This window comes from Nocardia suismassiliense (assembly GCF_900269665.1).
GTDB classification, from domain to species: Bacteria; Actinomycetota; Actinomycetes; order Mycobacteriales; family Mycobacteriaceae; genus Nocardia; species Nocardia suismassiliense.
Window position 1 is genome coordinate 2507444 of sequence record NZ_LT985361.1, and the last position, 24527, is coordinate 2531970.

General features: G+C 66.6%; 21 protein-coding genes. 10 read left to right on the plus strand and 11 right to left on the minus strand.

What is annotated here, in order from left to right; all coding sequences use genetic code 11:
* Window positions 1-212 precede the first annotated feature (212 nt).
* The 4 genes from DBO33_RS11265 (at window position 213) to DBO33_RS11280 (ending at window position 4717) form a co-directional block, all read left to right on the plus strand.
* A complete protein-coding gene (locus DBO33_RS11265; RefSeq protein ID WP_107660171.1) occupies window positions 213-1475 on the plus strand; it encodes an epoxide hydrolase family protein in 1263 nt (420 codons plus the stop codon).
* Window position 1476: 1 nt separating this feature from the next.
* Window positions 1477-2616, plus strand: a complete 1140-nt coding sequence (locus DBO33_RS11270) for a winged helix DNA-binding domain-containing protein (protein WP_107654977.1) — start codon at window positions 1477-1479, stop codon at window positions 2614-2616.
* Window positions 2617-2734: 118 nt separating this feature from the next.
* Complete coding sequence (locus DBO33_RS11275; protein WP_107660172.1) at window positions 2735-3964, plus strand: cytochrome P450; 1230 nt, start codon at window positions 2735-2737, stop codon at window positions 3962-3964.
* A gap of 27 nt (window positions 3965-3991) precedes the next feature.
* Window positions 3992-4717 (plus strand): TetR/AcrR family transcriptional regulator, encoded by a 726-nt coding sequence (locus DBO33_RS11280; RefSeq protein WP_107654978.1) that lies wholly within the window; start codon window positions 3992-3994, stop codon window positions 4715-4717.
* A gap of 2 nt (window positions 4718-4719) precedes the next feature.
* Here DBO33_RS11280 and DBO33_RS11285 read toward each other — a convergent pair whose 3' ends face one another.
* Window positions 4720-6531, minus strand: coding sequence for a TerD family protein (locus DBO33_RS11285; protein ID WP_107654979.1), 1812 nt, complete (start codon window positions 6529-6531; stop codon window positions 4720-4722).
* A gap of 132 nt (window positions 6532-6663) precedes the next feature.
* Window positions 6664-8901 (minus strand): aminodeoxychorismate synthase component I, encoded by a 2238-nt coding sequence (pabB, locus tag DBO33_RS11290; RefSeq protein ID WP_107654980.1) that lies wholly within the window; start codon window positions 8899-8901, stop codon window positions 6664-6666.
* A gap of 80 nt (window positions 8902-8981) precedes the next feature.
* Here pabB and DBO33_RS11295 point away from each other — a divergent pair, with 80 nt between their 5' ends.
* The 3 genes from DBO33_RS11295 to DBO33_RS11305 all read left to right on the plus strand — a co-directional run bounded on the left by DBO33_RS11295 (window position 8982) and on the right by DBO33_RS11305 (window position 11923).
* Entirely contained in the window at window positions 8982-10046 is a 1065-nt protein-coding gene (locus DBO33_RS11295; protein WP_107654981.1) for a phosphotransferase family protein, read from the plus strand.
* 71 nt (window positions 10047-10117) lie between these two features.
* Entirely contained in the window at window positions 10118-10648 is a 531-nt protein-coding gene (locus DBO33_RS11300; RefSeq protein WP_107654982.1) for a DinB family protein, read from the plus strand.
* Window positions 10649-10792: 144 nt separating this feature from the next.
* On the plus strand, window positions 10793-11923 hold the full coding sequence (locus tag DBO33_RS11305; RefSeq protein ID WP_107654983.1) for an NDMA-dependent alcohol dehydrogenase: 1131 nt from the start codon (window positions 10793-10795) through the stop codon (window positions 11921-11923).
* A 42-nt stretch (window positions 11924-11965) separates the two neighbouring features.
* On the opposite strand, the gene DBO33_RS11310 is transcribed toward DBO33_RS11305, so the two are convergent.
* From DBO33_RS11310 to DBO33_RS11325, 4 genes are all read right to left on the minus strand, one after another.
* A complete protein-coding gene (locus tag DBO33_RS11310; protein WP_107654984.1) occupies window positions 11966-12595 on the minus strand; it encodes a peroxiredoxin-like family protein in 630 nt (209 codons plus the stop codon).
* 100 nt (window positions 12596-12695) lie between these two features.
* Window positions 12696-13043 carry an iron chaperone gene (locus DBO33_RS11315; RefSeq protein ID WP_107654985.1) on the minus strand — a complete coding sequence of 116 codons (348 nt, stop codon included), beginning with the start codon at window positions 13041-13043 and terminating at the stop codon, window positions 12696-12698.
* An 86-nt stretch (window positions 13044-13129) separates the two neighbouring features.
* Entirely contained in the window at window positions 13130-13699 is a 570-nt protein-coding gene (locus tag DBO33_RS11320) for a GNAT family N-acetyltransferase (protein ID WP_107654986.1), read from the minus strand.
* Window positions 13700-13703: 4 nt separating this feature from the next.
* Entirely contained in the window at window positions 13704-14897 is a 1194-nt protein-coding gene (locus DBO33_RS11325; RefSeq protein ID WP_107654987.1) for a serine hydrolase domain-containing protein, read from the minus strand.
* A gap of 42 nt (window positions 14898-14939) precedes the next feature.
* Between DBO33_RS11325 and DBO33_RS11330 the strand changes: the two genes are divergently transcribed.
* From DBO33_RS11330 to DBO33_RS11340, 3 genes are all read left to right on the plus strand, one after another.
* Entirely contained in the window at window positions 14940-15773 is an 834-nt protein-coding gene (locus tag DBO33_RS11330; protein WP_107654988.1) for a serine hydrolase domain-containing protein, read from the plus strand.
* A gap of 94 nt (window positions 15774-15867) precedes the next feature.
* A complete protein-coding gene (locus DBO33_RS11335) occupies window positions 15868-16401 on the plus strand; it encodes a DUF3145 domain-containing protein (RefSeq protein WP_107654989.1) in 534 nt (177 codons plus the stop codon).
* 171 nt (window positions 16402-16572) lie between these two features.
* Window positions 16573-19257: a P-loop NTPase fold protein gene (locus DBO33_RS11340; RefSeq protein WP_159080216.1), complete on the plus strand. Its 2685-nt coding sequence runs from the start codon at window positions 16573-16575 to the stop codon at window positions 19255-19257.
* Window positions 19258-19388: 131 nt separating this feature from the next.
* Here DBO33_RS11340 and DBO33_RS11345 read toward each other — a convergent pair whose 3' ends face one another.
* The 5 genes from DBO33_RS11345 to DBO33_RS11365 form a co-directional block, all read right to left on the minus strand.
* Window positions 19389-19940 carry an HAD domain-containing protein gene (locus DBO33_RS11345; protein ID WP_107654991.1) on the minus strand — a complete coding sequence of 184 codons (552 nt, stop codon included), beginning with the start codon at window positions 19938-19940 and terminating at the stop codon, window positions 19389-19391.
* Window positions 19937-20527, minus strand: coding sequence for a TetR/AcrR family transcriptional regulator (locus DBO33_RS11350; protein WP_107654992.1), 591 nt, complete (start codon window positions 20525-20527; stop codon window positions 19937-19939). The genes DBO33_RS11345 and DBO33_RS11350 overlap by 4 nt, the downstream gene beginning before the upstream one ends.
* 346 nt (window positions 20528-20873) lie before the next feature.
* Window positions 20874-22415, minus strand: coding sequence for a M28 family metallopeptidase (locus tag DBO33_RS44570; protein WP_107654993.1), 1542 nt, complete (start codon window positions 22413-22415; stop codon window positions 20874-20876).
* Window positions 22416-22661: 246 nt separating this feature from the next.
* Window positions 22662-23672, minus strand: a complete 1011-nt coding sequence (locus DBO33_RS11360; RefSeq protein WP_107654994.1) for an ABC transporter ATP-binding protein — start codon at window positions 23670-23672, stop codon at window positions 22662-22664.
* Window positions 23673-24497, minus strand: a complete 825-nt coding sequence (locus DBO33_RS11365; protein WP_107654995.1) for a carbohydrate ABC transporter permease — start codon at window positions 24495-24497, stop codon at window positions 23673-23675.
* Window positions 24498-24527: the final 30 nt, after the last annotated feature.

The window sequence follows — 24527 nt, forward strand, 5'->3', positions numbered from 1 at the left end:
GCGAGTGCCGAGCCGACGTATCAGGACGAGGTGCCCGGGATCGAGCCCGGACAACCGTTCGACACCGACCGTTATCCGCTGGTCGGCTAGCTATCCCGAACGAGACGAACGCCGTCCGTGCGCATCCGGTGCGCGGGCGGCGTTTTAGTCTGCCAAAGTGCTCCTTGGGGTTAGGAACGAACCTGTCCTAAGCGCTCAATACCGTTGTGTTCATGACAAACACCCCGGAGAGCGTCCGCCCCTTCCGCATCGAGATCCCGCAGGCTCAGCTCGAAGACCTGCATGCGCGGCTGGCGAACACCCGCTGGCCCGCCGAATTGCCGGGCGTGGGCTGGAGCCGAGGCGTACCGGTCGATTACTTGAAAGACCTCGCCGAGTACTGGCGCACCGAATTCGACTGGCGGGCACAGGAATCGCTGCTGAATGGGCATCCGCAGTTCAGCACCGAGGTGGACGGGCAGCACCTCCACTTCCTGCACGTCCGCTCGCCCGAACCGGACGCGACGCCCTTGCTGCTGGTGCACGGCTGGCCGGGCGGGGTGACCGACTTCCTCGATGTGATCGGCCCGCTGTCGGATCCGCGCTCGCACGGCGGCGATCCGGCCGACGCCTTCCATCTGGTGATTCCGTCGCTGCCCGGCTTTGGCTTCTCGATTCCACTGGCCGGGCCCGGCATGAACGCGGCGAAGATGGCGGCGGTGTTCGCGAAGCTGATGGCCAGGCTGGGCTACGACCGCTACGGGGTGCACGGCTACGACACCGGCTCGTGGGTCGCGCCGCAGGTCGGTCGGCAGGATCCGGAGCGGGTTGCCGGCGTTCACGTCAACGGGATGATCGCTTTTCCGATGGGCATCGAAGGGGAGATGGACGGGCTCAGCGATGTCGAGCAACAGCGCTGGCAGCGCATGCAGAACTTCAATGACGCGTATCTGCAATGCAATTCGAAGCGGCCGCAGACGGTGGCGTTCGGGCTGAACGATTCCCCGGTCGGTCAGCTGGCCTGGATGGTGGAGATGTTCAAGGAGCTGACCATGCCCGAGGATGGTCTGCCCGAGGACGCCATCGATTGGGACCGCATGCTGCTCGACGTTTCGCTGTACTGGCTGACCGGCACCGCGAGTTCAGCGGCGCAGATCTACTACGAGGAGATCTCCGCCAACGACTGGAGTTCCGCCGACTGGTCTACAGAGGGAGTCGAACCATCGGAAGGTGGCTGGGGCACTGACCAAGAGTCCGAAGGCGAGTGGGCCGCCGGACAGGGCGATGACAGCGCGGACTGGACGACCGCAGCCCGCTCGACGGTGCCGACCGGCGTACTCGTCTCCGCCCACGACGTGACCATTCGCCGCTGGGCCGAGCGCGATCATCACATCGTGCACTGGACCGAACTCGGTCACGGCGGACATTTTCTCGCCATGGAGGAACCGCAGGCCGTAATAGATGACCTGCGGGTCTTCTTCCGGAAGCTCGCCTGAGATGGCCGCCCGCGAGCCGCTGCGGCGAACCCGGTCCGACGTGCTGAGCTCGCGGGCTCTCAACCGCGCCCTGCTCGAACGCCAACTACTGCTGCGGCGGACGGACCTTTCCGTCGCAGCAGCAGTCGAGCAGGTGCTCGGCCTCAACGCACAGGATCCGAACCTGCCGTACCTGGCGCTGTGGAACAGACTGTCCGACTTCACCATCGGCGACCTCACCGCCGCGATCGAGGATCGCACCCTGGTGCGCTCCACGATGATGCGAGCCACCCAGCACCTGATGTCGGTGCCGGATTTCCGGCTGGTCCGGCCGATGCTGGCGCCGTTGCTACTTCGGGTGCAGCGCAACGCGTTCGGGCGCCGCACCGAAGGTATCGACCTCGATGCGCTGGTCGCCGACGCCACCGCGCTACTGTGCGATGGACAGGTGCTGACCAGGCCAGAACTGGGCAGACTGCTGGCAGAGCAACGGCCCGGCGCGGACCCGTCCGCCCTCGGATGGACGGCGCAATACCTGGTGCCGGTCGTACATCCGGCACCGAGCGGCACCTGGAACGTCCGCGGCGCAACGCCTTTCGCCGGCACCGAGTGGATCGCAATGCCCTCGGCGGCAACGGATGCAGACCGGCGGCAGCTGGTCCGGCGCTACCTCGCGGCTTTCGGGCCTGCCACCGCCGCCGACGCGCGGGCCTGGTCGGGAGTCGGCGGGCTACGTGACGTGTTCGAGCAGCTGCGACCCGAATTGCGCTGCTACACCGATGAACTCGGCAGGAAACTGTTCGACCTCCCGGACGCACCGCGACCGGACGCGGACTTACCCGCTCCGGTGCGGTTGCTACCGGAGTTCGACGCGACCTTGCTCGCCCATGCCGATCGGACCCGGATCATGACCAAAGAGGTGCGCGCCCAAGTCTGCATCGGCGCGGGCGTCGCCGCAACGGTGCTCGTCGACGGCACGGTCGCCGCGATCTGGACGCGCACCCGGATCGACGACACCGAGGTACTGACTGTCCGCCCGCTGCGTCCACTGGCCGCGACGGACCGCGCCGCGATCGAAGCCGAGGCGCATAACCTCCTGGCCTTCGCGACGCCGGCGGGCACCGACCACGACGTTCGGCTGCTGCCGTACCGAATCAAGTAAACGGGTTTTACTAAACACTGTTCACAAACCCCGGTTCTGTGGTTCCATCATCTCTGGAACGTGTTCCACACAATGTCGTGAGGTCTGCAGCCCAGACCGGTAGGAGTTAACCGTGACCGTGACCACGCCCTCGATTCCCGCGGGATTCGACTTCACCGACCCCGACGTGCTCGCCTGTCGACTTCCCGTGCAGGAGTTCGCCGAGCTGCGCCGCACCGCGCCCGTGTGGTGGTGCGCGCAGTCCGGCCGGGCCAGCGGCTTCGACGACGGCGGCTACTGGGTGGTCTCCAAACTCGACCACATCAAGGAGATCTCGAAGCATCCGGAGCTGTTCTCCTCGCACGAGAACGGTTCCATCATCCGCTTCAACGAGGACGTCACCCCCGAGCAGATCGGCATGCTCAGCGACATGCTGCTGATCAACCTCGATCCGCCCAAGCACACCAAGGTGCGGCGCATCATCTCCAAGGGCTTCACGCCGCGCGCGATCGAGAACCTGCGCGCCGCGCTCACCGAGCGGGCGGCCAAGATCGTGCACGAGGCGAAGAAATCCGGCGGCGGCGACTTCGTCGAGCAGGTCGCCTGCGAACTGCCGTTGCAGGCGATCGCCGAGCTGATCGGCATCCCGCAGGAAGACCGCAAGAAGATCTTCGACTGGTCCAACCAGATGATCTCCTACGACGACCCGGAATTCGAGGGTGATCACCAGGTCGCGACGGCGGAGGTGATGGGCTACGCCTGGAACATGGCCGAGGACCGCCGCAAGTGCCCGGCCGACGACATCGTCACCCAGTTGGTCAACGCCGACATCGACGGCGAGGGCCTGGCCTCCGACGAGTTCGCCTTCTTCGTCATCCTGCTCTCGGTGGCGGGCAACGAGACCACCCGCAACTCGATCACGCACGGCATGAAGGCGTTCGTGGACAACCCGGACCAGTGGGAGCTGTACAAGGCGCAGCGCCCGCGCACCGCGCCGGACGAGATCGTGCGCTGGGCCACCCCGGTGAATGCCTTCCAGCGCACCGCGACCCAGGATCTGGAGCTCGGCGGCCAGCAGATCAAGAAGGGCCAGCGGCTCGGACTGTTCTACGGCTCGGCCAACTTCGACGAGGAGGCGTTCCGGGATCCGTTCAGCTTCGACGTGCTGCGTAATCCCAACCCGCACGTCGGTTTCGGCGGCACCGGCACCCACTACTGCGTCGGCGCCAACCTGGCCCGGCTGCAGATCGACCTGATGTTCAACGCCATCGCCGACGCCATGCCGAACCTGCGCCAGGTCGCCGAACCGGTGCGGCTGCGTTCAGGCTGGCTGAACGGAATTAAGCGATGGGATGTCGAATATGCCTGAACTGGCCGAATACGCTTGAATGACAGGATGAGTAACCCCAAACCCCGGGGCCGCTCGCCGATCGTGACCGACGCCGAGATCCGGCGGGTGGCCAGGACGCTGCTTGTCGAACAGGGACAAGCCGCGGTGAGCCTGCGCGCGATCGCGCGTGCGCTGGGTATCACCGCCCCCGCGCTGTACCGGTACTACGGGTCGCTGGACGACCTGCTGGAGCGGCTGCGCCTGGACTTCTGCGCCGATCTCGCCGACGAGCTGTCCGCCGAGATCGCGGCGCTGCCCGACGACGGCGTGGTCCAGTTCTTCGCCATCTGCAAGGGATTTCGACGCTGGGCGCTGGCGCACACCAGGGAGTTCACCCTGGTGTTCGCCTCGCCCGGCGGCGGCGAGGCCCGCGCCCTGCGCCGCTTCTCCGAACCGTTCGGGCGGATCTTCCTCGCCGCGGGGGGCGGGCTGCTGGCCGGCTACGCCATCGTGACGCCGCCGACCGACGTCATCCCGCCGGAGCTGCGGGAGGACCTGGTGCACTTCCAGACCGAGCTGCTCGCGGCGCTGTCGGAGACCGGGCAGAAGTTCCCGGCGGAGAAGCTCGATCTGGGCGTGATGTATCTGATGATCCAGATGTGGGCCCGCCTGTACGGCCACGTCACGCTCGAGGTCTTCGGCAACTACCCGATTCCGCTGTCCAACCCGGAAATCCTGTTCGACGCCATGCTGGTCGACCTCGGCCGCACCGCAGGCCTGCTCACCGACTGAGTTCAGATGCGGGCGCCTTTGGCGCGGTTGCAGGCTCGGCACAGGATCTGCAGGTTGGTGGCGCTGGTGGCGCCGCCGCGGCTGAGCGGGATGATGTGGTCGAACTCCAAGTAGTGGCTGTCGCCGCATTCGACGCACTTGCCGCCGTCGCGTTGCCACACTTCGGCTTTCACCTCCTGCGGGATGCTGCGGGTGTCGCGTTGGCCGGGGGTGAGGATCAGCCGTTTGGCCACCCGTAGCGCGCCCTCCAGCGCGGCCGCGACGTAGTCCGGGTCGGCGACGGTGAAGGTGGCGCCGCCGCGCGACGACGTGGCCGCGAGCACCACAGTGTCCTGCTCGGCATGTACGGAAACCACACGGGTCCACGGCAATTCGGTGCCGGTGCCGTGGCCGACGAAGCGCAGCTTCTTGTTGCTGACGATCATCCGGCCCTCGGTGAGCCGCGGCCCGCGAGCCAGTTGGCGGACGTGCACCGCGGGTAGATCCAGATGCACCTTCTCCTCGGGATCCAGGTGCAGGCCGGGGGTTCGCATCACCGGTAGATCGCCGCCGCGCAGCCGGGACAGCGTGCGCCCCCGATGCATTCGCCGCCGCAGGTCCTCGACCAGCGGTCCGGTCAGCGCCAGTTCGGTGACGGCGTGCTCGAACGCCGCCAACTCGTCGTGCTCGACCTCGCCGTCGGCGAAGGTGAAGGTGACCAACCGCTCCACGTAGCTCAGCGCCACGTCGCGCAGGGCTTCACGGCCCGCCTGCTCCTCGATGCGCTGATAACGCAGCGACGCCCACAGCGACGCCCACTCGGGGCCGCGCGGGCCATGACCGGTGAGCACCCGCCACGCCTGGGTGTGCCAGTGCGTGAGGAACTCCTCGATCTCGGCCGCGCAGAACTGGCACGGTGCGAGCCCGCCGAACAGCTTGCGGCGCCGCAGGTTTGCGCACCGCGTGCAGTGCCGGTCGCTCGGCTGGTGGCGCCCGTGGGTGGCGGTGGTCCACTCGGTCCCGTCCCACCAGCGCAGGCGCGCCGGGTCCTCGGGATCCGGATGCCAGTCGGCGAGTTCGGGGTTCGGTGGCGGGGCGGGCGCGGGTGGCGGGTCGGCGAGGCGCCGGGCCAGGTCGACCGGTCGTGCGTAAGGCGAGCGGGCGGGTGGCTGGTCTAGTAGATCCGTCTGCCGCATGCGTGGATTCGTCGGAGCTTGCGCCGCGTCGAGCGAGTCCGTGGGGATGCGCTCCAACGCCGGGGAGGTCGGTTCTGCCGAGGGGTTGCCAGCACCGAACGGGTTCGCCGGGTGCGTGGTTCGCCGTTCGTCGCCCGGATCATCGACGCTGACACCGAACTCGGTGACCAGCCCGGCCAGGCCGGTGGACCAGCCCTGGGCGATGGCACGGAACCGCCACTGACCGTCCCTGCGATAGAACTCGCCGAACATCAACGCGGTGACTGGATCGGGATCCTCGATCGCGAACTCCGTCATCGGCCCGTGCGCGTCGTGGATGGTGAGGGTCAGACCGGTGATGTCACCGAAGGTGCCCTCGTCGAGCGACCCCGCGAGCACGATCCGGTCCACGTCAGCCTCGGTGCGCGGCAGCGAAACGCTCAGCCGGGCGGTCTGCGGCGCAGGCTCCTGATCCAGCGTCACCGCCTGGGAGACATGCCGGGGGGCGTTGTAGAACACCAGATCCCGATCGGTGCGCACCGTCCCGGATTCGCCGAGCAAAAGGGCATGCGCGTCTACCACATGCGCCGACCGCCACCAAACAACCACGGCAAGAAGGGATGTCGGTACCGCTGCATTAGCGCCTCTGCTGAGTTTCATCGTGCTCGAACTATGCCACGACCCTCCGACACGCCGACTCCGCCGACCCCTGCACTCGGCGGGCCGTAGGCCGTATCCAGGGGTTCTTCCCCGCCCTCGACGGGGTTTTCGGGTCGGCTCGGAAAAATTTGCTCAGCGGCTGACGCGGTCGGTCGCCGCGCGCAGGGTGGCGGCAGCCTTCAACACCATCTCGTGGTACTCGTCCTCGGCGTCGGAGTCGAGCACGATGGCGCCGCCCGCCCCGATCCGCCAGTGTCCGTCGTAGCGCACGGCGGTCCGGATCACAATGTTGAGATCGGCGGTGCCGCCGAGCCCGAGGAACCCGATGGTGCCCGAATAGATGCCGCGCGCTTCGGTTTCCAGCTCGTCGATGATCTCCATGGTGCGCAGCTTCGGCGCACCGGTCATCGAGCCGCCCGGGAAACACGCGCGCAGGCAGTCGATCACACCGACGCCAGGGCGCAGCGTGCCGCGCACGGTGGAAACCAGTTGGTGCATGGTCATATACGACTCGATGGCCATCAGCTTCGGCACGTGCACGCTGCCGATCTCGCAGACCCGGCCGAGGTCGTTGCGCAACAGGTCGACGATCATCAGGTTCTCGGCCCTGGTTTTCGGGCTGTCGGCCAGTTCGCGGGCCAGCCGCTCGTCCTCGGCCGGGCTGGCGCCGCGCGGGGCGGTGCCCTTGATCGGCTTGCTCTCCACCGTGTGGCTGCGGTCGATCTTCAGGAAGCGTTCCGGTGACGAGCAGGCGACCTCGAGATCGTCGAACCGCAGATACGCCGCGTACGGGGCCGGGTTGCAGCGGCGCAGCGTGCGATAGAAGTCGAGGCCGTCGTTCTCGGCGGCGGGCACGGTGGCACCGTCGGTGAGGCAGATTTCGTAGGACTCGCCCGCGAGCAGCCGCTCCCGGCAGACCGCGATGTCGGCGAGGTAGCGCTCGCGGCCGCGGGTCAGCAGCGGTTCGACGGTGTCGCCGTCCGACGGCACGTCGAGCGTGGGTGGATTCGCCCAGGTCGGCAGGGTTTCCAGGGTTTCGCCGGTGTCGCGCAGCCAGTCGGCGCCCGCGCGCAGCGAGTCCGCGGTCGAATCCGTCAGGGAGAGCAGGTGGGTGCGGCCGCCGACGTGATCGACCACCACGATCCGGTCGGCGAAGATCCATTGCGCGTCCGGCGTCGGTGCCCGATGGGCGGCCTGGCCGCCACAATCGGCCTTCACCTCATAGCCCAGGTATCCGACGTACCCGCCCGCGAAATCGAAAGGCAGATCGGGGAGTTCGAGCCTGCGCAGCCGCAATTCGGCGGCCAGATAGTCGAGCACGCCACCGGCGACGACGCGGCGATGGCCATCGGAGGACTCGACGGTCACCTCCCCCGTGCCGACCCGGTAGCGCACCACCTCCGCCAGCGGTCCGCTCGCGTCCCCCAGGAAGGAGAACCGGTCCAGGCCCGGCTCGACGTGCTCGCTGTCGAGCCAGAATGCGGTGGGGGAGTTGCCGTACAGCCGCACGAACGCGCTTTCGGTATCGATCGCGCGCTCGAGCACAGCGTGCTGGAGTTGCCAGTGCCGGGGCGGGCCGCCGTAGCGATCCAGGATGCCGGGTCGCGCCGGTACCGCGGCGAGATCACTGCCGCCGAATTGCTGCACCAGAGCCGGGAACTGCTCATGGGCCAGGGTGGATTGTGCTGTCTCCGAGAGTATTCGGGTGGCGCTGGGTGGCGGAAGGGTGACGGGTCGCAGCCGCATCGTCACGGGCTCAGTGCGCCCACCAGTGGTCCGCCCGGTGGCCGTAGCCCGGTGTGCTGCAGTCAGTTTCGCGAAATTTCGCAGCAGCGCGGCACCGAATTCACTGGCGATCGACTCGGGATGGAACTGCACGCCCCACTGCGGCTGACTGCGATGACGCACCCCCATGATCTCCCCGTCGGCGGCCACCGCGGTGACCTCCAGGCTGTCCGGCAGCGGCCGCTGGGCGCTCAGCGAGTGGTAGCGCACTGCGGTGAAACCCTGGGGGAGCCCGGCGAACAGGTCGCGGTCGTCGTGTTCGATCCGGTCGAGGTATCCGTGCCGAGCGGCCGGCGCGGCGGCGACGATCCCGCCCGCGGCGACCACGATGCCCTGATGGCCGAGGCACACGCCGAGCAACGGCAGATCCGTCGCCTCGATCACCGCCGCCGAGATGCCGACATCGCGGGCGACGTCCGGGCGACCCGGTCCCGGCGAGATGACGATGTTGTCGAAGCGGGCCAGTTCCAGCTCGCCGGCCTCGTCGTTGCGCACGACAGTCGGCTCGATGCCGTTCACCTCGCTGATCAGCTGATACAGGTTATAGGTGAACGAGTCGTAATTGTCGATCAACAACGTGCGCATGGTGCCCGAAACCCTACGCCGCCCAGGTTGCGGCCAACTGTTGTCATATGCCGTCAGTTCGGCTCGGCCCGTGGTGCACAATGTTGGACATGTCTGTTGCGCAACCCGTCGGCGTGGACCGCGAACTCGTCGACTTCGCCCTCGTCGGCAAGTGGATGGATGAGCAGGGCCTGCCCGCAGGCGAATTCGAGGATGTGACCTCGCTCGGCGGCGGCACGCAGAACGTGATGCTGCGGTTCGGCCGCGGTGGCCGGGATTACGTGCTGCGCCGCGGCCCGAAGCATCTGCGCGCGAAGAGCAACGAGGTGATCCGGCGCGAGGCCCGGCTGCTCGGCGCGATCAACGGCACCGACGTGCGCGCGCCCCGAGTGATCGCCGCCTGCCCGGACGACTCTGTGATCGGTGCGGTGTTCTATCTGATGGAGCCGATCGACGGCTTCAATCCGGCCAACGAGCTGCCCGAGTTGCACGCGGGCGACCCTGCCGTGCGCAAGGAGATGGGTCTGTCCGCGGTCGAGGCGATCGCGCGGCTCGGCGCGCTGGACTATCAGGCCCTCGGGCTGTCCGACTACGGCAAGCCCGACGGCTTCCTGGAACGCCAGGTGCCGCGCTGGCTCGGGGAACTCGAGTCGTACTCGGCCAACGAGGGTTACCCCGGCCCGGAGATTCCCGGTGTCGAGCGGACCGGCGAGTGGCTGGACCGCAACCGCCCCGCGCAGTGGACCCCGGGCATCCTGCACGGCGACTGTCATCTGGCGAACATGATGTTCGCCTTCGACGGCCCGCAGGTCGCGGCCATGGTCGACTGGGAGATGTCCACCATCGGCGACCCGCTGCTCGATCTGGGCTGGCAGATCGCCACCCGGCCGGAACCGGGCACCACCGGCGCCGCGCTGGTCGGCAAGCTCGGCGCCGCGGGCGGGCTGCCGACTCCGGACGAGATGGTGGCCCACTACGGGCAATTCTCCGATCGCGATCTCAGCGCCGTGCCCTGGTACACCGTGCTCGCCTGCTTCAAGCTCGGCATCGTGCTGGAGGGCACGCATGCCCGCGCGTTCGCGGGCAAGGCGCCCAAGCAGGTCGGCGATTTCCTGCACGCCATCACGCTGGAGCTGTTCGAGCGCGCGCATCGCCTGATGGAGTGATTGTCGGGATGTTGCCGACAGTTGGCTGAATATCTATGGTTGACGATATTCAGCCAATATATGTTTGGCGCATGCCGATCGTTCCTGATGTGAAGAACTGGACCTGGGTGGTCGAACGTGCTTGTCCCGACTGTGGTTTCGACCCCGACGCGATCAGCTACGAGGATGTGCCTGCGTTGGTGCGCGAGAGTGCGGCGCGGTTCGCCGAGGTGCTCGACCGTCCCGATGTGCGGGTGCGCCCGGACGACGCCACGTGGTCCCCGCTCGAGTACGGCGCGCATGTGCGCGACGTGTGCCGGCTCTTCGATACTCGCCTCAATTTGATGCTGCTCGGCGCGGCCGACGGCACGGTGCCGCGGTTCGAGAACTGGGATCAGGACGCGACTGCCGTGGCCGACCGCTATGACAAGCAGGACCCGGCGCAGGTCTCCGCCGAACTGGCCGTGGCAGCCGAGGCGGTCGCGCGCTCCTTCGAGTCCGTGCCGCCCGCCGCGCGCGAGCTGCGGGGTGAGCGCAGTGACGGCGCTGTCTTCACGGTGGAGTCGTTCGCGCGCTACTTCATCCACGATCTGGTCCATCACGTGCACGACGTGCGCTGCTGAAATCGTCGCAGGACTAGAACGTGTTCCGAAGCCTCGACCAACGGTCCCGCTGAAATTTCGACCCGACACTAGAACGCGTTCCACTTTTCTCGTAGTGTGGGTGCAGTCACATATAAGCACGTGCATGCGAGAGGGTCGACAGGAATGAAGACGAAGGGCGCGATCCTGTGGGGGATCGACCAACCGTGGTCGGTAGAAGAGATCGAGGTCGGCGATCCGGTCTCCGGTGAGGTGCAGATCCGGCTGGAGACAGCGGGCATGTGTCATTCGGACCATCACATCGTGACCGGCGCGACGCCGATGCCCGCCTACCCGGTGATGGGCGGGCACGAGGGCGCGGGCGTGATCACCAAGCTCGGGCCCAACTGCCCCGCCGACCTGCAGGTGGGCGACCACGTCATCCTGTCGTTCATCCCCGCCTGCGGGCGCTGTCCGTCCTGCGTGAGCGGCAATATGGCGCTGTGCGATCTGGGGGCCGGCCTGCTGATGGGTCAGGCGATCAGTGACGGCACCTACCGGATCCAGGCGCGTGGCGAGAACGTCATCCCGATGTGCCTGCTCGGCACCTTCGCGCCGTACATGACGGTGCACCACACCTCGGTGGTGAAGATCGACCCGAGCGTGCCGTTCGAGGTGGCCTGCCTGGTCGGCTGTGGCGTGCCGACCGGCTTCGGCTCGTCCACCCACGTCGCGCAGGTCGCGCCGGGGGAGACCGTGGTGATCGCGGGCATCGGCGGGGTCGGCATGAGCGCGCTGCAGGGCGCGGTGCTCTCCGGTGCGTCGAAAGTCATTGCCATCGACCCGAATCCGTGGAAGCGGGAGCAGGCGCAGAAGTTCGGCGCCACGCACACCTACGAGAGCATGGCCGCCGCGATCATGCCGATCATGGACGTCACCGAGGGACGGATGGCCGAGAAGGTCATTCTCACCATGGGCGAAATGCACGGCGACTACATCGAAGAGGGCCTGATCCTCACCGCGAAGGCGGGCACGCTCGTCGTCACGTCGATGGGCCGGATGGACGCCGGCGACGTCAAGATGAACAGCTTCCTGCTGTCCATGTTGCAGAAGACGGTGAAGGGCTGCATCTTCGGCGGCGGCAATGCCCGCCAGGACGCGCCGAACCTGCTCCGGCTGTACAAGGCGGGCCAGCTCAACCTGGACGACATGGTCACCCGCACCTACTCCCTGGAGGAGATCAACCAGGGCTACCAGGACATGCTGGACGGCAAGAACATTCGCGGCATCATCAAGTACACCGAAGCCGACTGGTAACCGAGGTGCTCGTGATCGGGCCGAGCCGGGCGCTCGGCCGGGTCACGAGCGCAGTTCGGCCAGAATGTCCATCGGGTCGGTGCGCGGCATCTCGTCGACGCGCACATCGATGAATCGCACGGTCCGGCTTCGATCGATGATGAGTGTGCTCGGAATGGGGAGTTCCCACTCGCCTTCGGCGTTGCGGTTTCCGATGGCGTAACCGCCCAGCTCGATCGCGTCCATGAAGGCTTGGTCCGCGTGGCTGCCGATGCCGAGTGCGCGGGCGACCACGTTGTCGAGGTCGGACAGCAAGGGGAATTCCAGAGAGTTCAGGAACCGGGTGTAGGCCGAGCCCTCTGGAGTTTGGGGACTGATGCCTATCAGGCGCACGCCGCTGGCAGCCAGTTCGGGCAGCAGTTCGTGCTGATACCGGGTCAGGGCCTCGGCACAGGGCAGTGACCAGGCGCCACGGTAGAAGATCAGGACGGCAAAGCTGTTCGCGGTGACCTCGGAGAGTTTGGTCAGCTGGCCGGTCTCGTCGAGCAGCGTGAAATCGGGGAGGATGTGGCCGGCTCGGACCGAGTTCGCCGTCACGATCGCGGCCCGGCGAATGTGGGTCTGGGCGAGCGCGGCTTGCAACTCGTCGAGCTCGACCATCATGCGCCGCATCTTCTCGAATTCACGTGACATCAAAAAAACCTGTTTCCCCGGCTCCGCCGATCGACATCGAGACGTCGGTCATCATGCCGCGTGGCCGAGGCGACCGCGAACAGATTTTCGGGCGTATCGGTCAGCGGCGGGTGGCGAGGGTGGTCGCGATCTCTGCGATGAGGTCGTACGGAATGGGTTTGCTCAGCGGGAATTTCAGCGTTCCCTTGCCCGCTCGATACGGTTCGACGGCGCGGTTGAATGCTTTGTCCCCGTCGGGGATCGGGTAGAGGCTGATGTGTTTCTTCCAACCGGCGAAGTGCACGGTGTTGTGGCCGTTCACCTTGAAGGTGGGGATGTCGTAGCTGATCGCCTCCGTCGCGTCCGGCAGTGCGCGCTGGATGGTGTGCCGGATCTCCTCGAGAATGCCGCGCACGTCTTCGGGAAACGCGGCGATGTATGCGTCGATGGTTGCTGGCTGCTCTGCCACGAGGTCCCTCGATTCCGTGAGCGGGTATCGATCGAATCGCTGAAGATGGGTCGAGCATCGTCAGTGTAGGCAGGCTGCGCGTCCGGTTACAGGTCCTTGCGGTACCAGCACTCCGCATACATCTCGTCGTTGTGCGGAGTCGACTCTTTGTATCCCAGCCGGGCATACATCGCCCTCGCCTCCACCAGATCGCGGCGGGTGTCGAGCACTATTCGCCTGGCACCGAGACTGCGGGCCGCTTGCTCGGCGGCGTCGATGAGAATGGCGCCGCCGCCCTTCCCGCGCATATCCGTGCGCAGGAATACGCGCTTCAACTCGGCGGTCGTGGTGTCGAGGAGGCGGATGCCCGCGGTGCCGACGGGTTCACCGTCATACCGGGCAACCAGCAGTACGCCCCCGGGCGGCGACAATTCGGTCCACGTCGTCGCCGCGATCTCGCGCTCGAGTTCCACGGGGTCGGTGGAGCGGCCTTCGTGCAGTTGATACCAGCGGTCGCTGACCTCGGTGTAGTACGCGCGCCACAGCTCGGCGGCGGTGGGGGAGTCGAAGGGTTCGGCGCCGACTGTCCAGCTGCCTATGTCAGTTGCTGGCCCGGGTTCCCGGCGTTCGACGGTCCGGCTGCCCGCTGGCCCGGGCTCCCGGTGGGTGGCAGTCATCCGGTCAGTGGGTGCAGCGGAGCAGGGCTTGGCGGAGGTTGCGGCTGCGGACGTCGTCCAGGACGGCGAGGCCGAGGCGGTTCATCGAGTAACCGAAGCCGAGACCTGTTGCGGGGTCGGCGAAGCCGAAGGAGCCGCCGAGGCCGGTGGTGCCGTAGGCGCGCTTGTCGGAGCCGAAGCGGAACTCGCCGCCGGACTTGCGGAAGCCGAGGTGGTAGCGAGTCTTGATGTGCAGCACCAGGTCTCCGGCGGGGACGTCGTCGGCGGTGTCGGCCGCGGCCAGCTGGTCGAGCAAGGCGTCGCCGATGGGGAGGGCGCCGGTGCGGCCCGCGGCGGCGCCGTAGACGCGGGCCAGCGCGCGGGCGTTGCCGACGCCGTTGGAGCCGGGTAGCTCGACCTCGAGGAACTCGCGCCGGGTCGCCCGCGCCGGACTGCCGGTGCGCGGATTGCTCAGCGCGGCATAGGCGAACCCGCGCTTGGCGGCGATCTCGGCGCCGATGCGCAGCGGGAAGTCGCGCTCGTAGCGCAGCGCGTCCATGCCGCGGGTGGCGGCCATGGTGGCGATGCGCTCCAGCCCCTGGTCGGCGGGCAGGCCGATGAAGAAGTCCAGTCCGAGCGGTTTCGCGATGTCCTCGGCGAAGATTCGCCCGAGGGTGCGGTGCTGCGGATCGACCCGACGCAGCAGTTCGCCCTGGTAGAGGCCGAGGGTGATCGCGTGATAGCCGTGCCGGGTGCCCGGCCGCCACGCGGGCTTCTGTGCGGCGAGGATCGGCGCGAGCCCGTCCAGGTCCGCGATCTGGCTCAGCCGCACCACCGGATCCAGGCCCGAGAGCCCGGCCTGATGGTCGATGAGCTGCCGTACGGTGATTTCACCCTTGCCGTTTGCGGCGAACTCGGGCCAATACTGCGCCACCGGCTGCTCGTAATCGAGCAGGCCCTTCGACACCGCCGAGGCCAGCGTGAACGCGGCGAGGCCCTTCGTCGAGGAGAACACCGGGACGATCGTGTCGCGTTCCCACGGCAGGGTCCGGTGCCGATCGCGATGGCCCGCCCACAGATCCACTACCGGCCGGTCGCCCGCGTAGACCGCCACCGCGGCGCCGATCTCGCCGTGCTGGGCGAAGTTGCGCCGGAAGGCGTCGGCGACGGGCCCGAAGCCGGACTCGACATCGCCGTGGATCGTCAGCTTTTCACTCATGGTCATTCGATGGTAACGGCGTTCTTCTCGTACGCTCGCTGAGTGCGTTCACTCGAGCAGATCAAGGATTGGCCGGTTCGGCACGCGGCGGCCGCGGTCGTCACCGCCGACGGCGCAGCGGCGAGCGCCGGCGAGGTGGATCGGGTGTTCCCGCTCGCGTCGGTGACCAAGCCGCTGGTGGCCTACGCGGTGCTCGTCGCGGTGGAGGAAGGCGCGGTCGAGCTGGATCAGCCCGCAGGTCCGCCGGGATCCACGGTGCGGCACCTGCTCGCGCACACCTCCGGACTGGCCTTCGACACCACCGACATTCAGGCCGCCCCCGGTACCCGGCGCATCTATTCGAGCATCGGATTCGAGGTGCTCGCGGCATTTGTGGCCGAGCAGACCGAGATCGCGTTCGCGGAATATCTGCACGCCGCGGTGTTCGAGCCGCTGGGCATGACCAGTTCGGTGCTGGCCGGACCCGCCGGGCACGCCGGGCGGTCGACCGCGGCCGATCTGGCTCGTTTCGCGGCGGAATTGCTGAACCCGCGGTTGATCTCCGCGCAGACGCACGCCGAGGCGACCTCGGTCCAATTCCCCGGCCTGAATGGCGTGCTGCCCGGTTATGGTTCGCAGCGCCCCAATGACTGGGGTCTGGGTTTCGAGATTCGGGACGGGAAGACTCCGCACTGGACGGGTAGTTCGAATTCGGGGGGCACTTTTGGTCATTTCGGGCAGTCCGGCACCTTTCTGTGGGTGGACCCCGCGTCGTCGTTGGCGTGTCTCGCATTGACCGACCAGAATTTCGGCGACTGGGCGAGAGCGGCCTGGCCTCCCCTCAGTGATGCTGTTATTGCGGAGGCGACGCTCCCACGCAACACGGCGGTGAAGTAACACACGTAACTTCGGGCACTCCAGTACACTCAGGCAACACCAGCAGACGGGCCGTTGGGGAAGACGTCCCCCGTCGACGCTGGAGGTGTTAGTAGTGCGCGCATCGAGTCAGTTCGCGGACGTGACGGCGGGTGTGGTGTATATCCACTCGTCGCCTGCCGCGCTGTGCCCGCACGTCGAATGGGCGCTCACCTCGGCCCTCGCCGCCCCCGCCAAACTGCGCTGGACCGCCCAACCCGCCGACGGCCAACTCCGCGCCACCAGCGAATGGATGGGCCCCGTCGGCACCGCCGCCCGCATCGCCCAATCCCTGCGCTCCTGGCCGGTCCTGCGCTTCGAAGTCACCGAAGACCCCAGCGAAGGAGTAGACGGCGAACGCTACTGCTTCGTCCCCGGACTCGGCCTCTGGCACGGATCCACCAGCGCCAACGGTGACGTCACCCTCGGCGAAATGCGACTACGCGCCATGCTGCAAGCCGCCGGAGAACTCGGAAAATACACAACCTACGACCTCGCCGCCGAAATCGACCGCGCCCTCGGGACGCCGTGGGACGAGGATCTGGAGATCTACCGGTACGGAACAGAGTCCGGCGCCGAAGTGACCTGGTTGCGACGAGACGTGGGTTAAGCCCGCAAAAGGCCAGTTCGTCGGGAGTTGGCGCACTACAATCCCTTTCGGCCCAGCGAATGCCGGGTGGCCAGGGGGGTGCACGTGCCGAACGAGTTGTCGTCTGGGGTCGTTCTCGGGGCGATCGGGGATGTTGTGTACTCCGTCGCGCGGACGAGTCAGCCTTGGGAATTGCCGATCGACACCATCGTGGTTCCCCACGGCAGCAGCGGCCCCGGGCGGTTGGGGCGCGCACTGGAGGGGCGGTTCCAGCGCGCAGCGTGGGACTCTGTTCGAGGCATCAAAATCAATGCCGACAACCCGGCTGTGGTGGAGTTGCTGGACGATTCAGAGAGTGTTGTCACGCTACTGCGCCGCGCGATTATGGTCACTCCGCGCGACGAGACGACCGGTGAGGTTGGCGACATTACCGACAGTTCCCTGCGGATCGTGGCCAAGAGTGCGGTCGAAGTCGCAGCAGCGCATGGGACGAGGGCGCTCGGGTTCCCGTTGCTGGGTACCGGGGCGCTGCGTCAGCCTGCGGATCGTATCGCGGCTGTTCTCGTGCCCGCCGTCATCGAAGCGGTGCAGGCAATTCAGACCGGCCGACCGGCCTCCCTTGTCTTTGTCTGTCAGACAGCCGAAGACGAGGAACTGATACGTCGGGAGTTCGAGCGATACTGGGTGGACAGCGGGACGGAGCTGGCCGGTGGGATGGCTCGCGATCTCGTCGACCCCAACGAAGGCCTCCCGCTGTCCAGTGACCAGCTGGGATTCACCCCGTACGTCAGCATGCTCGCCACCGTAATGACTGATCGCACAACACCTTTGCCGTTGTCCATCGGTATCTTCGGCGAATGGGGCTCGGGTAAAAGTACTTTCATGGCCCTGCTGCGTGAAAGGGTCCGATTGCTCGCCGGATCGGACGACACGCGATATTGCGGGCAGATCGCGCAGATCGGTTTCAACGCATGGCATTACGCGGATACCAATCTGTGGGCCAGCCTCGGTGACGAGATCTTCCGGCAACTTGCCGGCCCGGCGTTCGATCCGAAGGAGCACGCGAAGCAACTTCGCGCCGAACTCGCCGAACGCCTGGATCAACGAGATCACCTGGAATCGGTCACCGAGCAGGCCGGGGTAACCGCGGCGCGATTGCAGGCAACCGTGGACCGGGCCATCGCCGAGCGAAAAGTCACGGCGGCGAATCTGATGACGGCGCTTCGGTCATCGCCTGTATTCGGCAGCCGGGTCGATCATTTATGGAGTCAACTGGGCGTCAGCGATCAGGTCGAACAGGCGCAACTGTTCACCGCGCAACTGCACGGCACCTTGACCGAGGCGGACGGGCTGCGCCGTGGGGCGTCCGAACGGTGGGGGCGTCGCTTGCTGGCGATCGCGGTCGCGCTGCTGCTGCTCGGTGTTGTTGTCGCGATGGTCGCGCCGGTGGTCCGGGAGTGGGTCGCGCCGGTCGTTGCCTCCGTAACGGTGTTCGGCACCGTCGGTATCGGGCTGCTGGCCCGCACCCGCGAGGGACTGCGGAATCTGCGCGAGGTCACCGAGGATGTGCAGTCGCAACTGAGCCGGGCGACCCGCGACTCGACTGTCAAGGAACTGGCCGACAAGCTCGCCGAACTACGCACCGCCGAGGCCGAACAACGTGTCGCCCAGGCACAACTCGACGATGTCGTCGCCCACGTCGGTGAACTCGGCCGGCAGTTGGCGCAACTTGCACCGGGCCGACAGCTCTACTCCTTTCTCGCCGATCGCGCGCAGGGCGACTCTTACTCCGGCAACCTCGGCTTGGTTTCGACAATCCGCAAGGACCTCGCCCAACTCGTCCAGTTGATGGAGGAATGGCGTGAGAATCCGAATGAGTGGGCCGGTTCCCAGCGCCCCGCCGACCGCATCGTGCTGTACATCGACGACCTCGATCGCTGCCGCCCCGACCAGGTCGTCGCCGTGCTGCAAGCCGTTCACCTGTTGCTGGCCTTCCAACTTTTCGTGGTCGTCGTCGGTGTCGACCCGAGGTGGTTGCTCCGCTCGTTGCGCAGCGAGTACGCCGACTTGCTGCACGATGCGGTTGCCGACGATTGGCACGCTCCTGAGGACTACCTCGAAAAGATCCTCAACATCCCGCTCGCGCTACCTGCGATGTCGGAGGGCAGCCTCGGACGACTGCTGCGCTCGATCGATCAGCCCCGAGCGGCGGAACCGCCCGATCACTCAGTGACTCAACCGGATTCGCGTCGCCTACCGCCACCCCGCGATGCCACGGAGCACTTCGATGACGGGTTGATCACCATCGAGCCGGGTTCCGAGGTCGACACCCAGCAACGAATCACCGCCGCCGTACGCCCGCCGAAACCCCTCACCGAACAGGAACTCACCCTCCTCACGGCCCTCGATCTACTGATCGAAACCCCACGTGAAGCCAAACGCCTCTTCAACCTCTATCGCATGGTGCGCGCTACCCGCGACCTCTCCGACGCCTCCGAGTTCCTCGGCTCGACCGAACAACCGGGCGAATATCAGGCCGTAATCATCCTTCTCGGCCTACTCACCGCCCACGCCCAACTGCTCGGTGGGGTCCTCGACACGCCCCCCGACCCACCCAACGGCATCAAAGGCGGTCTGTCCCACCGCCCTTCAACTCTCCCTTGGCCCCACTTCGTCGCCGACCTCGAACCCCACCGCTCCGGCACCACCTGGTCCAACCCCGCCGTCGGCCCCTTCCCCGACACCCACTTACCCCACTGGCTCCGCCTCCACCGCGGCCTCACCAACCTCTCCAACGAAATAACCCTCCCCGACCTAGCGCTCCTCCAAACCTGGCTCCCCCGAATCCGCCGCTTCTCCTACGGACTCATGCCATGACGCACTTCCTCTGCCCTCCAGCACGGTTCGCCGACGTAGAGGTCAAAGCCCACACCCCCATAGGACTGACGAGCGCGTGCGCTGCCGACTTGACGTATGGAGCTGGCTCTTGACGATGGTTGCAGCATGCGTCAAGAGGATGTTTCTTGCGTTGAGTCGTGGTTGCGGGGATTTTTGCTTTGCGATGTGGTCGCCGGGTAAGGACGGTGGAGCCATTTTTGGAGGATGGTGAAGTCTTCGTTGTCGAGGCCGCGGGAGGGTTCGACGTGGTGGAGTAAGGCTGGGCCGGGGTGGTTGGTGGTTACCCATTCGCGGTCGGAGTCGGTGAGTTCGTCGTCGATCCAGATGAAGGGGCGGCTTGCGGCCCAGGCGACCAGGGTTCGGGTTTTCCAGTGGAGGCCGAACCATTGGTCTTCGTGCTGGTGGTCTTCGGATGAGTCCGGCCAGGCGACTACTGGCAGTTGGGGGAGGCCGAGCCGGGGCGCTATTTCGGTGTTGGCGTCTTCGTTCCAGGTGGTGGCCCAGACCAGGTCGCAGGGGAGGGCCGCGAGTTGACGTCCGACTTCTGGTCGCAGTCTTGCCAAGTGTGTGTGGGGGATTGGGTTGACGTGAGCGCTTTTGCCGAATGGGAGTAGCGGTCCGTCGACGTCGAGGAAGAGCAGTGGGCGCTCTTCATTGGTCACCCGTTGAACGATAGTCCTGGGGGGACAGGATCTTCCGGTGCTGGACCGAGCATGCGGTCGAAGAGGCGCTCGAGTAATGCGGGGGCTGAGGTTGCGGTGGTGGGGTCCAGGGCGGATTGGGTGNGGGTGGTGGGGTCTATGTTGCGGATTCGGCGGAGGTAGTGGGCGATGACGTCGACGAGGGGGAGGAAGCCGCCGATGGCGTCGGTCATGGCGAACGAGTCACCGCTGGTGAGGGCTGCGGCGAAGAAGGCGTCGAGCACGATGGTGTCTTGGCGGCGGGGTTCGTCGAGGGGGAGTAGCTCGGTGAGGATGATGCGCAGGGCGTCCCGGGGGGCGACGTCGGTGCCGAGGGCGGCCAAGCGCTGGCCGAATCGGTTCGCGGCATCCTCGAGGACTGCGCGGTGGGTTGCCAGGAGGAACTCGCGTTTGGTGCCGAAGTAGTACTGCACCAAACGAACTGAGATGCCGGCCTCGGCTGCTACCGACTGAAACGTCGCGGCCTCCAGTCCGCCGCGAGCCATCACGTTGCGCACCGCGGTGGTGATCTCCCGCCGCCGCACGTCGTGGTCGACCAATTTCGGCATCCCTCACCACCCGCCTTTCGCCGCCTCCGGAAGGGGTTGATGATACGCCCGTACCAGGTAGAAGCCTGACTTCGGTCGTGCGCTGATCGAGGGGGAACTGGTGCAGTGATTTCTTGGGCGTTGCCACACCAGTTCCCCCGCGTTGTGCGGCTTCGGGGCGCGAGGCGATGTGAAGGGGAGCTGCTCTGAGGTGGTGGGGCGCAGTGCAGGGGATGTCCTGTTGCGCAACACATCCCGGCACGGTCAGGTCCCGTGCCGGGATGCGTTCCCCCCATATTCAGGTATTCAGTTGTGGTGGGTGCCCGACGCGGTCGGTGTCCGGAAACGACCGCGCCGACCTCCCTCGTTACTTGATGAGCCCACCGTGGTGGTCGTGCACCTTCCCGCGCTGCGCCGCAGCAGCCTTCGGCGTCGTACCACCGGGCGGGTTGTCACTGAGTGCGAACGTCGCGACCGAGTAGGCGATCGCACCGGTGTTCACGGCCAGCGCCTTGTCGTTGATGTTGCTGGTCGTGTCACACGCTCCGTGGTAGCAGGCGTCGTAAGGCTTACCCGCCTCACCACCGAACATCTGCTGTTCCTCAGGCGTCTTGATGCCCTCGGCGCCGGTGAACAACCCGCCTGCCGGGATCCCCGCCGCGATGAACGGCCCGTAGTCCGAACGCCCGTCGAGCGGCGTGCTGACGTGCGGCAGCCGGAGGAAATCGAAGTAGCGGGCAAAGGCCTTCTCGATCTCGGCGGAACCGGCCGGACCCGCACTACCGTCGTAGATCTTGTACGCGAAGTTCGGCGAACCGATCATGTCGAAGTTGAGGTAGAGCCGGATCTTGTTGCGCTCCGCCTCGGGCAGGGTCGCCACGTAGTGCTCCGAGCCGAGCAAGCCCAACTCTTCGGCACCCCACCAGGCGAACCGGACCTTGTTCTTCGGCGGAAGCTGGGCCATCCGCAGCGCGACCTCGAGCAGCCCGGCACTGCCGGACCCGTTGTCGTTGATGCCGGGACCCGCGAGCACGGAGTCGAGGTGCGCACCGGCCATCACGACCTTGTCCGCATTGCCCCGCTTGCTCTCCGCCAGCACGTTGTGCGTCTTGCGCATGGTGCTCTCGGTGTCGGTCTTCAACCGGACGACCGTGTTCGCCGGGGAGGCGAGGTCCTGGCCGACGGCGAAGCTGACGCCGACCACCGGCACGGTGACGCCGGGCCCGCCGAGCGTTCCGGTGAAGGTGTCGGTGCGGCCGGGCTGGCCCTCGTTGAAGATGATCACGCCGGAAGCGCCTGCGGTCTGGGCGTTTCGGGCCTTGTCGGCGAAGGGGCAGGTGCCGCGCTGGATCAGCGCGATATTGCCCGCGGTGAAGCCGGCGAAGTCCTGAGCCTCGCAGCCGGAGGTGGAGCTCGGTTCCGGCGTGGGCGGCAGGGTCAGGTCGACGGCTTGCACCGTGGCGTTCGCGGTACCCGAACCGGAATAGGTGAGGGTGGCGAAATCGCCGAGCTCACTGCTGCCGGGCGGGGTCGGCTTGTAGGTTTTAGCTTCGGGGGAGACCTGCTCCATGGCCGCCGTCGACCGTTCCCGGAAGAACGGGAAGTCGAACTGCTGCGTCGTCACCTGGTAGCCGGCGCCGCGCAGCTTCGCGGCGACGTAATCGCGGGACGCGTCGTAGCCGGGCGTGCCCGAGGCGCGGGTGCCGCCGTTGGCGGTGGCGAATTTCTGGAACTCCTGCAGGTGCCGTTTGATGTTCGGTGCCTGCATCGAGCTGGCCAATTGTTGCTCGGGCGGCGCGGCGGGTTCGGCGAATGCGGACCCCGCGAGTGCGAGCGAGAAAACGAGAGGCAGCGCGGCGGCTGCGGGGACAACGCGGCTGGCTCTGACGCGGCTGAAAATATGGGGCATGTCGGCTCCTCCAAAGGGACGGAAAAATCCCGATAGTCGGAAGTTAAACCGCTACGCCGCTTCGGTGGTACCCCAGTTCAAGTGGGGAAAGCCATTGCCCCGGTTGGTTTTCTGCAACCGCTCGGCACAGTTCCGCATGCACGCCGACCGAGCAGTCGGCTACTTCACCTCGGCCGTGTGTGCCGCCGGAATACGACGCAGGGAACTGCTCGGTACGCTTGATGAGATTGATTGCCACGCACGTTATTACGGCCGGAGAATGCCCGATTCGGCGTCGTATAAGAGGACGCGGTCCGGTTGCGGGATTACCCAACCCTCGGTGCCCACGGCCGGTTCTTCGGCTTCCGGCACGGTGACAGCGACGGTGAAATCGTCTGCCTGCACGGTAACCAGAGACGTCGCGCCGAGGTGTTCCACCGTGGATACATTGCCGTGCAATGCCCCCTTTAGGGGGGTGGTGGAGTAGGCCAGATATTCGGGCCGGGCTCCCCAGATGACCGACGAATCCAGCCCGACGAGCTCGCCGGGGATCAGGTTCATCGGAGTGGAGCCGATGAAATTGGCCACGAAGGTATCGGCGGGGCGGCGGAAAACCTCTCGGGCGGTACCGAGCTGGCGGATCCGCCCGTTCGACATCACCGCGATCCGGTCGGCCAGGGCCAGCGCCTCGGCCTGGTCGTGGGTGACGAAGACCGTGGTCACGCCGAGCTCGTGTTGCAGCTTCTTCAGGAAGGTCCTGGCCTCCAGACGCAGCCGAGCGTCCAGGTTCGACAATGGCTCGTCGAACAGGAACACCTTGGGGTGGCAGGCCATCGCCCGCGCCAGCGCCACGCGCTGCTGTTGCCCGCCGGACAGCTCGGCGGGGCGGCGCGCCATCAATCCGCCCAGCGACAGCTGATCCCCGGTCTCCTGCGCCTTCGCCGCCCGGGTACGGCGATCGGTGCCGCGGACCTTGAGCGGATAGGCGATGTTGTCGACCACCGTCATGTGCGGGAACAACGCGTAGTCCTGGAACACCATGGCCACGTCACGTCGGCCCGGTGACAGCCGGGTGACGTCCTTCTCACCGATCCGAACCTGCCCGCTGGTAGGGGTTTCCAGCCCGGCGATGGTGCGCAGCAGCGTCGTCTTGCCGCACCCGGACGGACCGAGCAGCGCGAAGAACTCCCCGTCCTGAATCGTGAACGACAAGGCGTCGAGAGCCGTCACGTCGCCGGGGAAGACCTTTGTCAGGTCCGTCAGATCGATCTGCGCCATCTAGGACTTGATCCCTCCGTGGAGCCGGAAGCCGTAGCGCCGGTTGACGAACAGGTACATCAGCACGACCGGGATCGAGTACAGCAGCGAGAACGCCGAGATCGGCCCCAGCTGCGCCCCGCCGCCCTCGTCGTAGAAGGTGCGCACCACCACCGCGGCCGGTTGCTTTTCCTGGTCACGCAGCAGCAGGAACGGCACCAGGTAGCCGCCCCACACATTCACCACGGTCCACACCGCGATGGTGGCCAGCCCCGGCCGGGCGACCGGCACCACGATGTCGCGCAGGATGCGCAACGGCCCCGCCCCGAACACCCGCGCCGACTCCTCGTAGGACTTGGGCACCGAGTCCATGAAGTCCTTCACGATGAAGATCGCCGCGGGCAACAACCCGCCGGACAGCACCAGCGCCACGCCCAATTGCCGGTCCAGCAGACCCATCTTCCAGATCATCAGGAAGATCGGCACCATCGCCGCGGTGCCGGTGACCACGCTGGACAGCAACAGCAGCAGATACAGCAGCGCATCACGGCCGGGAATCCGGACCCGCGACAGCGCGTACGCCGCCAGCGCCGCGCCGACTACCACCAGCACCATGCTGGAGACGGACAACAGTATCGAGTTCCAGAGCGAGCCCATGGTCAGGTCGTTCTCGAACAGCGCCGAAAAGTGCTGGAGCGTCGGCTTTTCCGGTACCCGTGGCGCATACCCGGGGTTGGCGTCGAACGGCGCCGACGCGAGCCACAGCATCGGCAGGGCGAAGAACCCGGTCAGCACCGCGACGAACGTATAGAACCCGATGCGCGAGACAATCTGACCTGGACTCATGTTTGGCTCTCAGATCCATTGCGCAGCAGC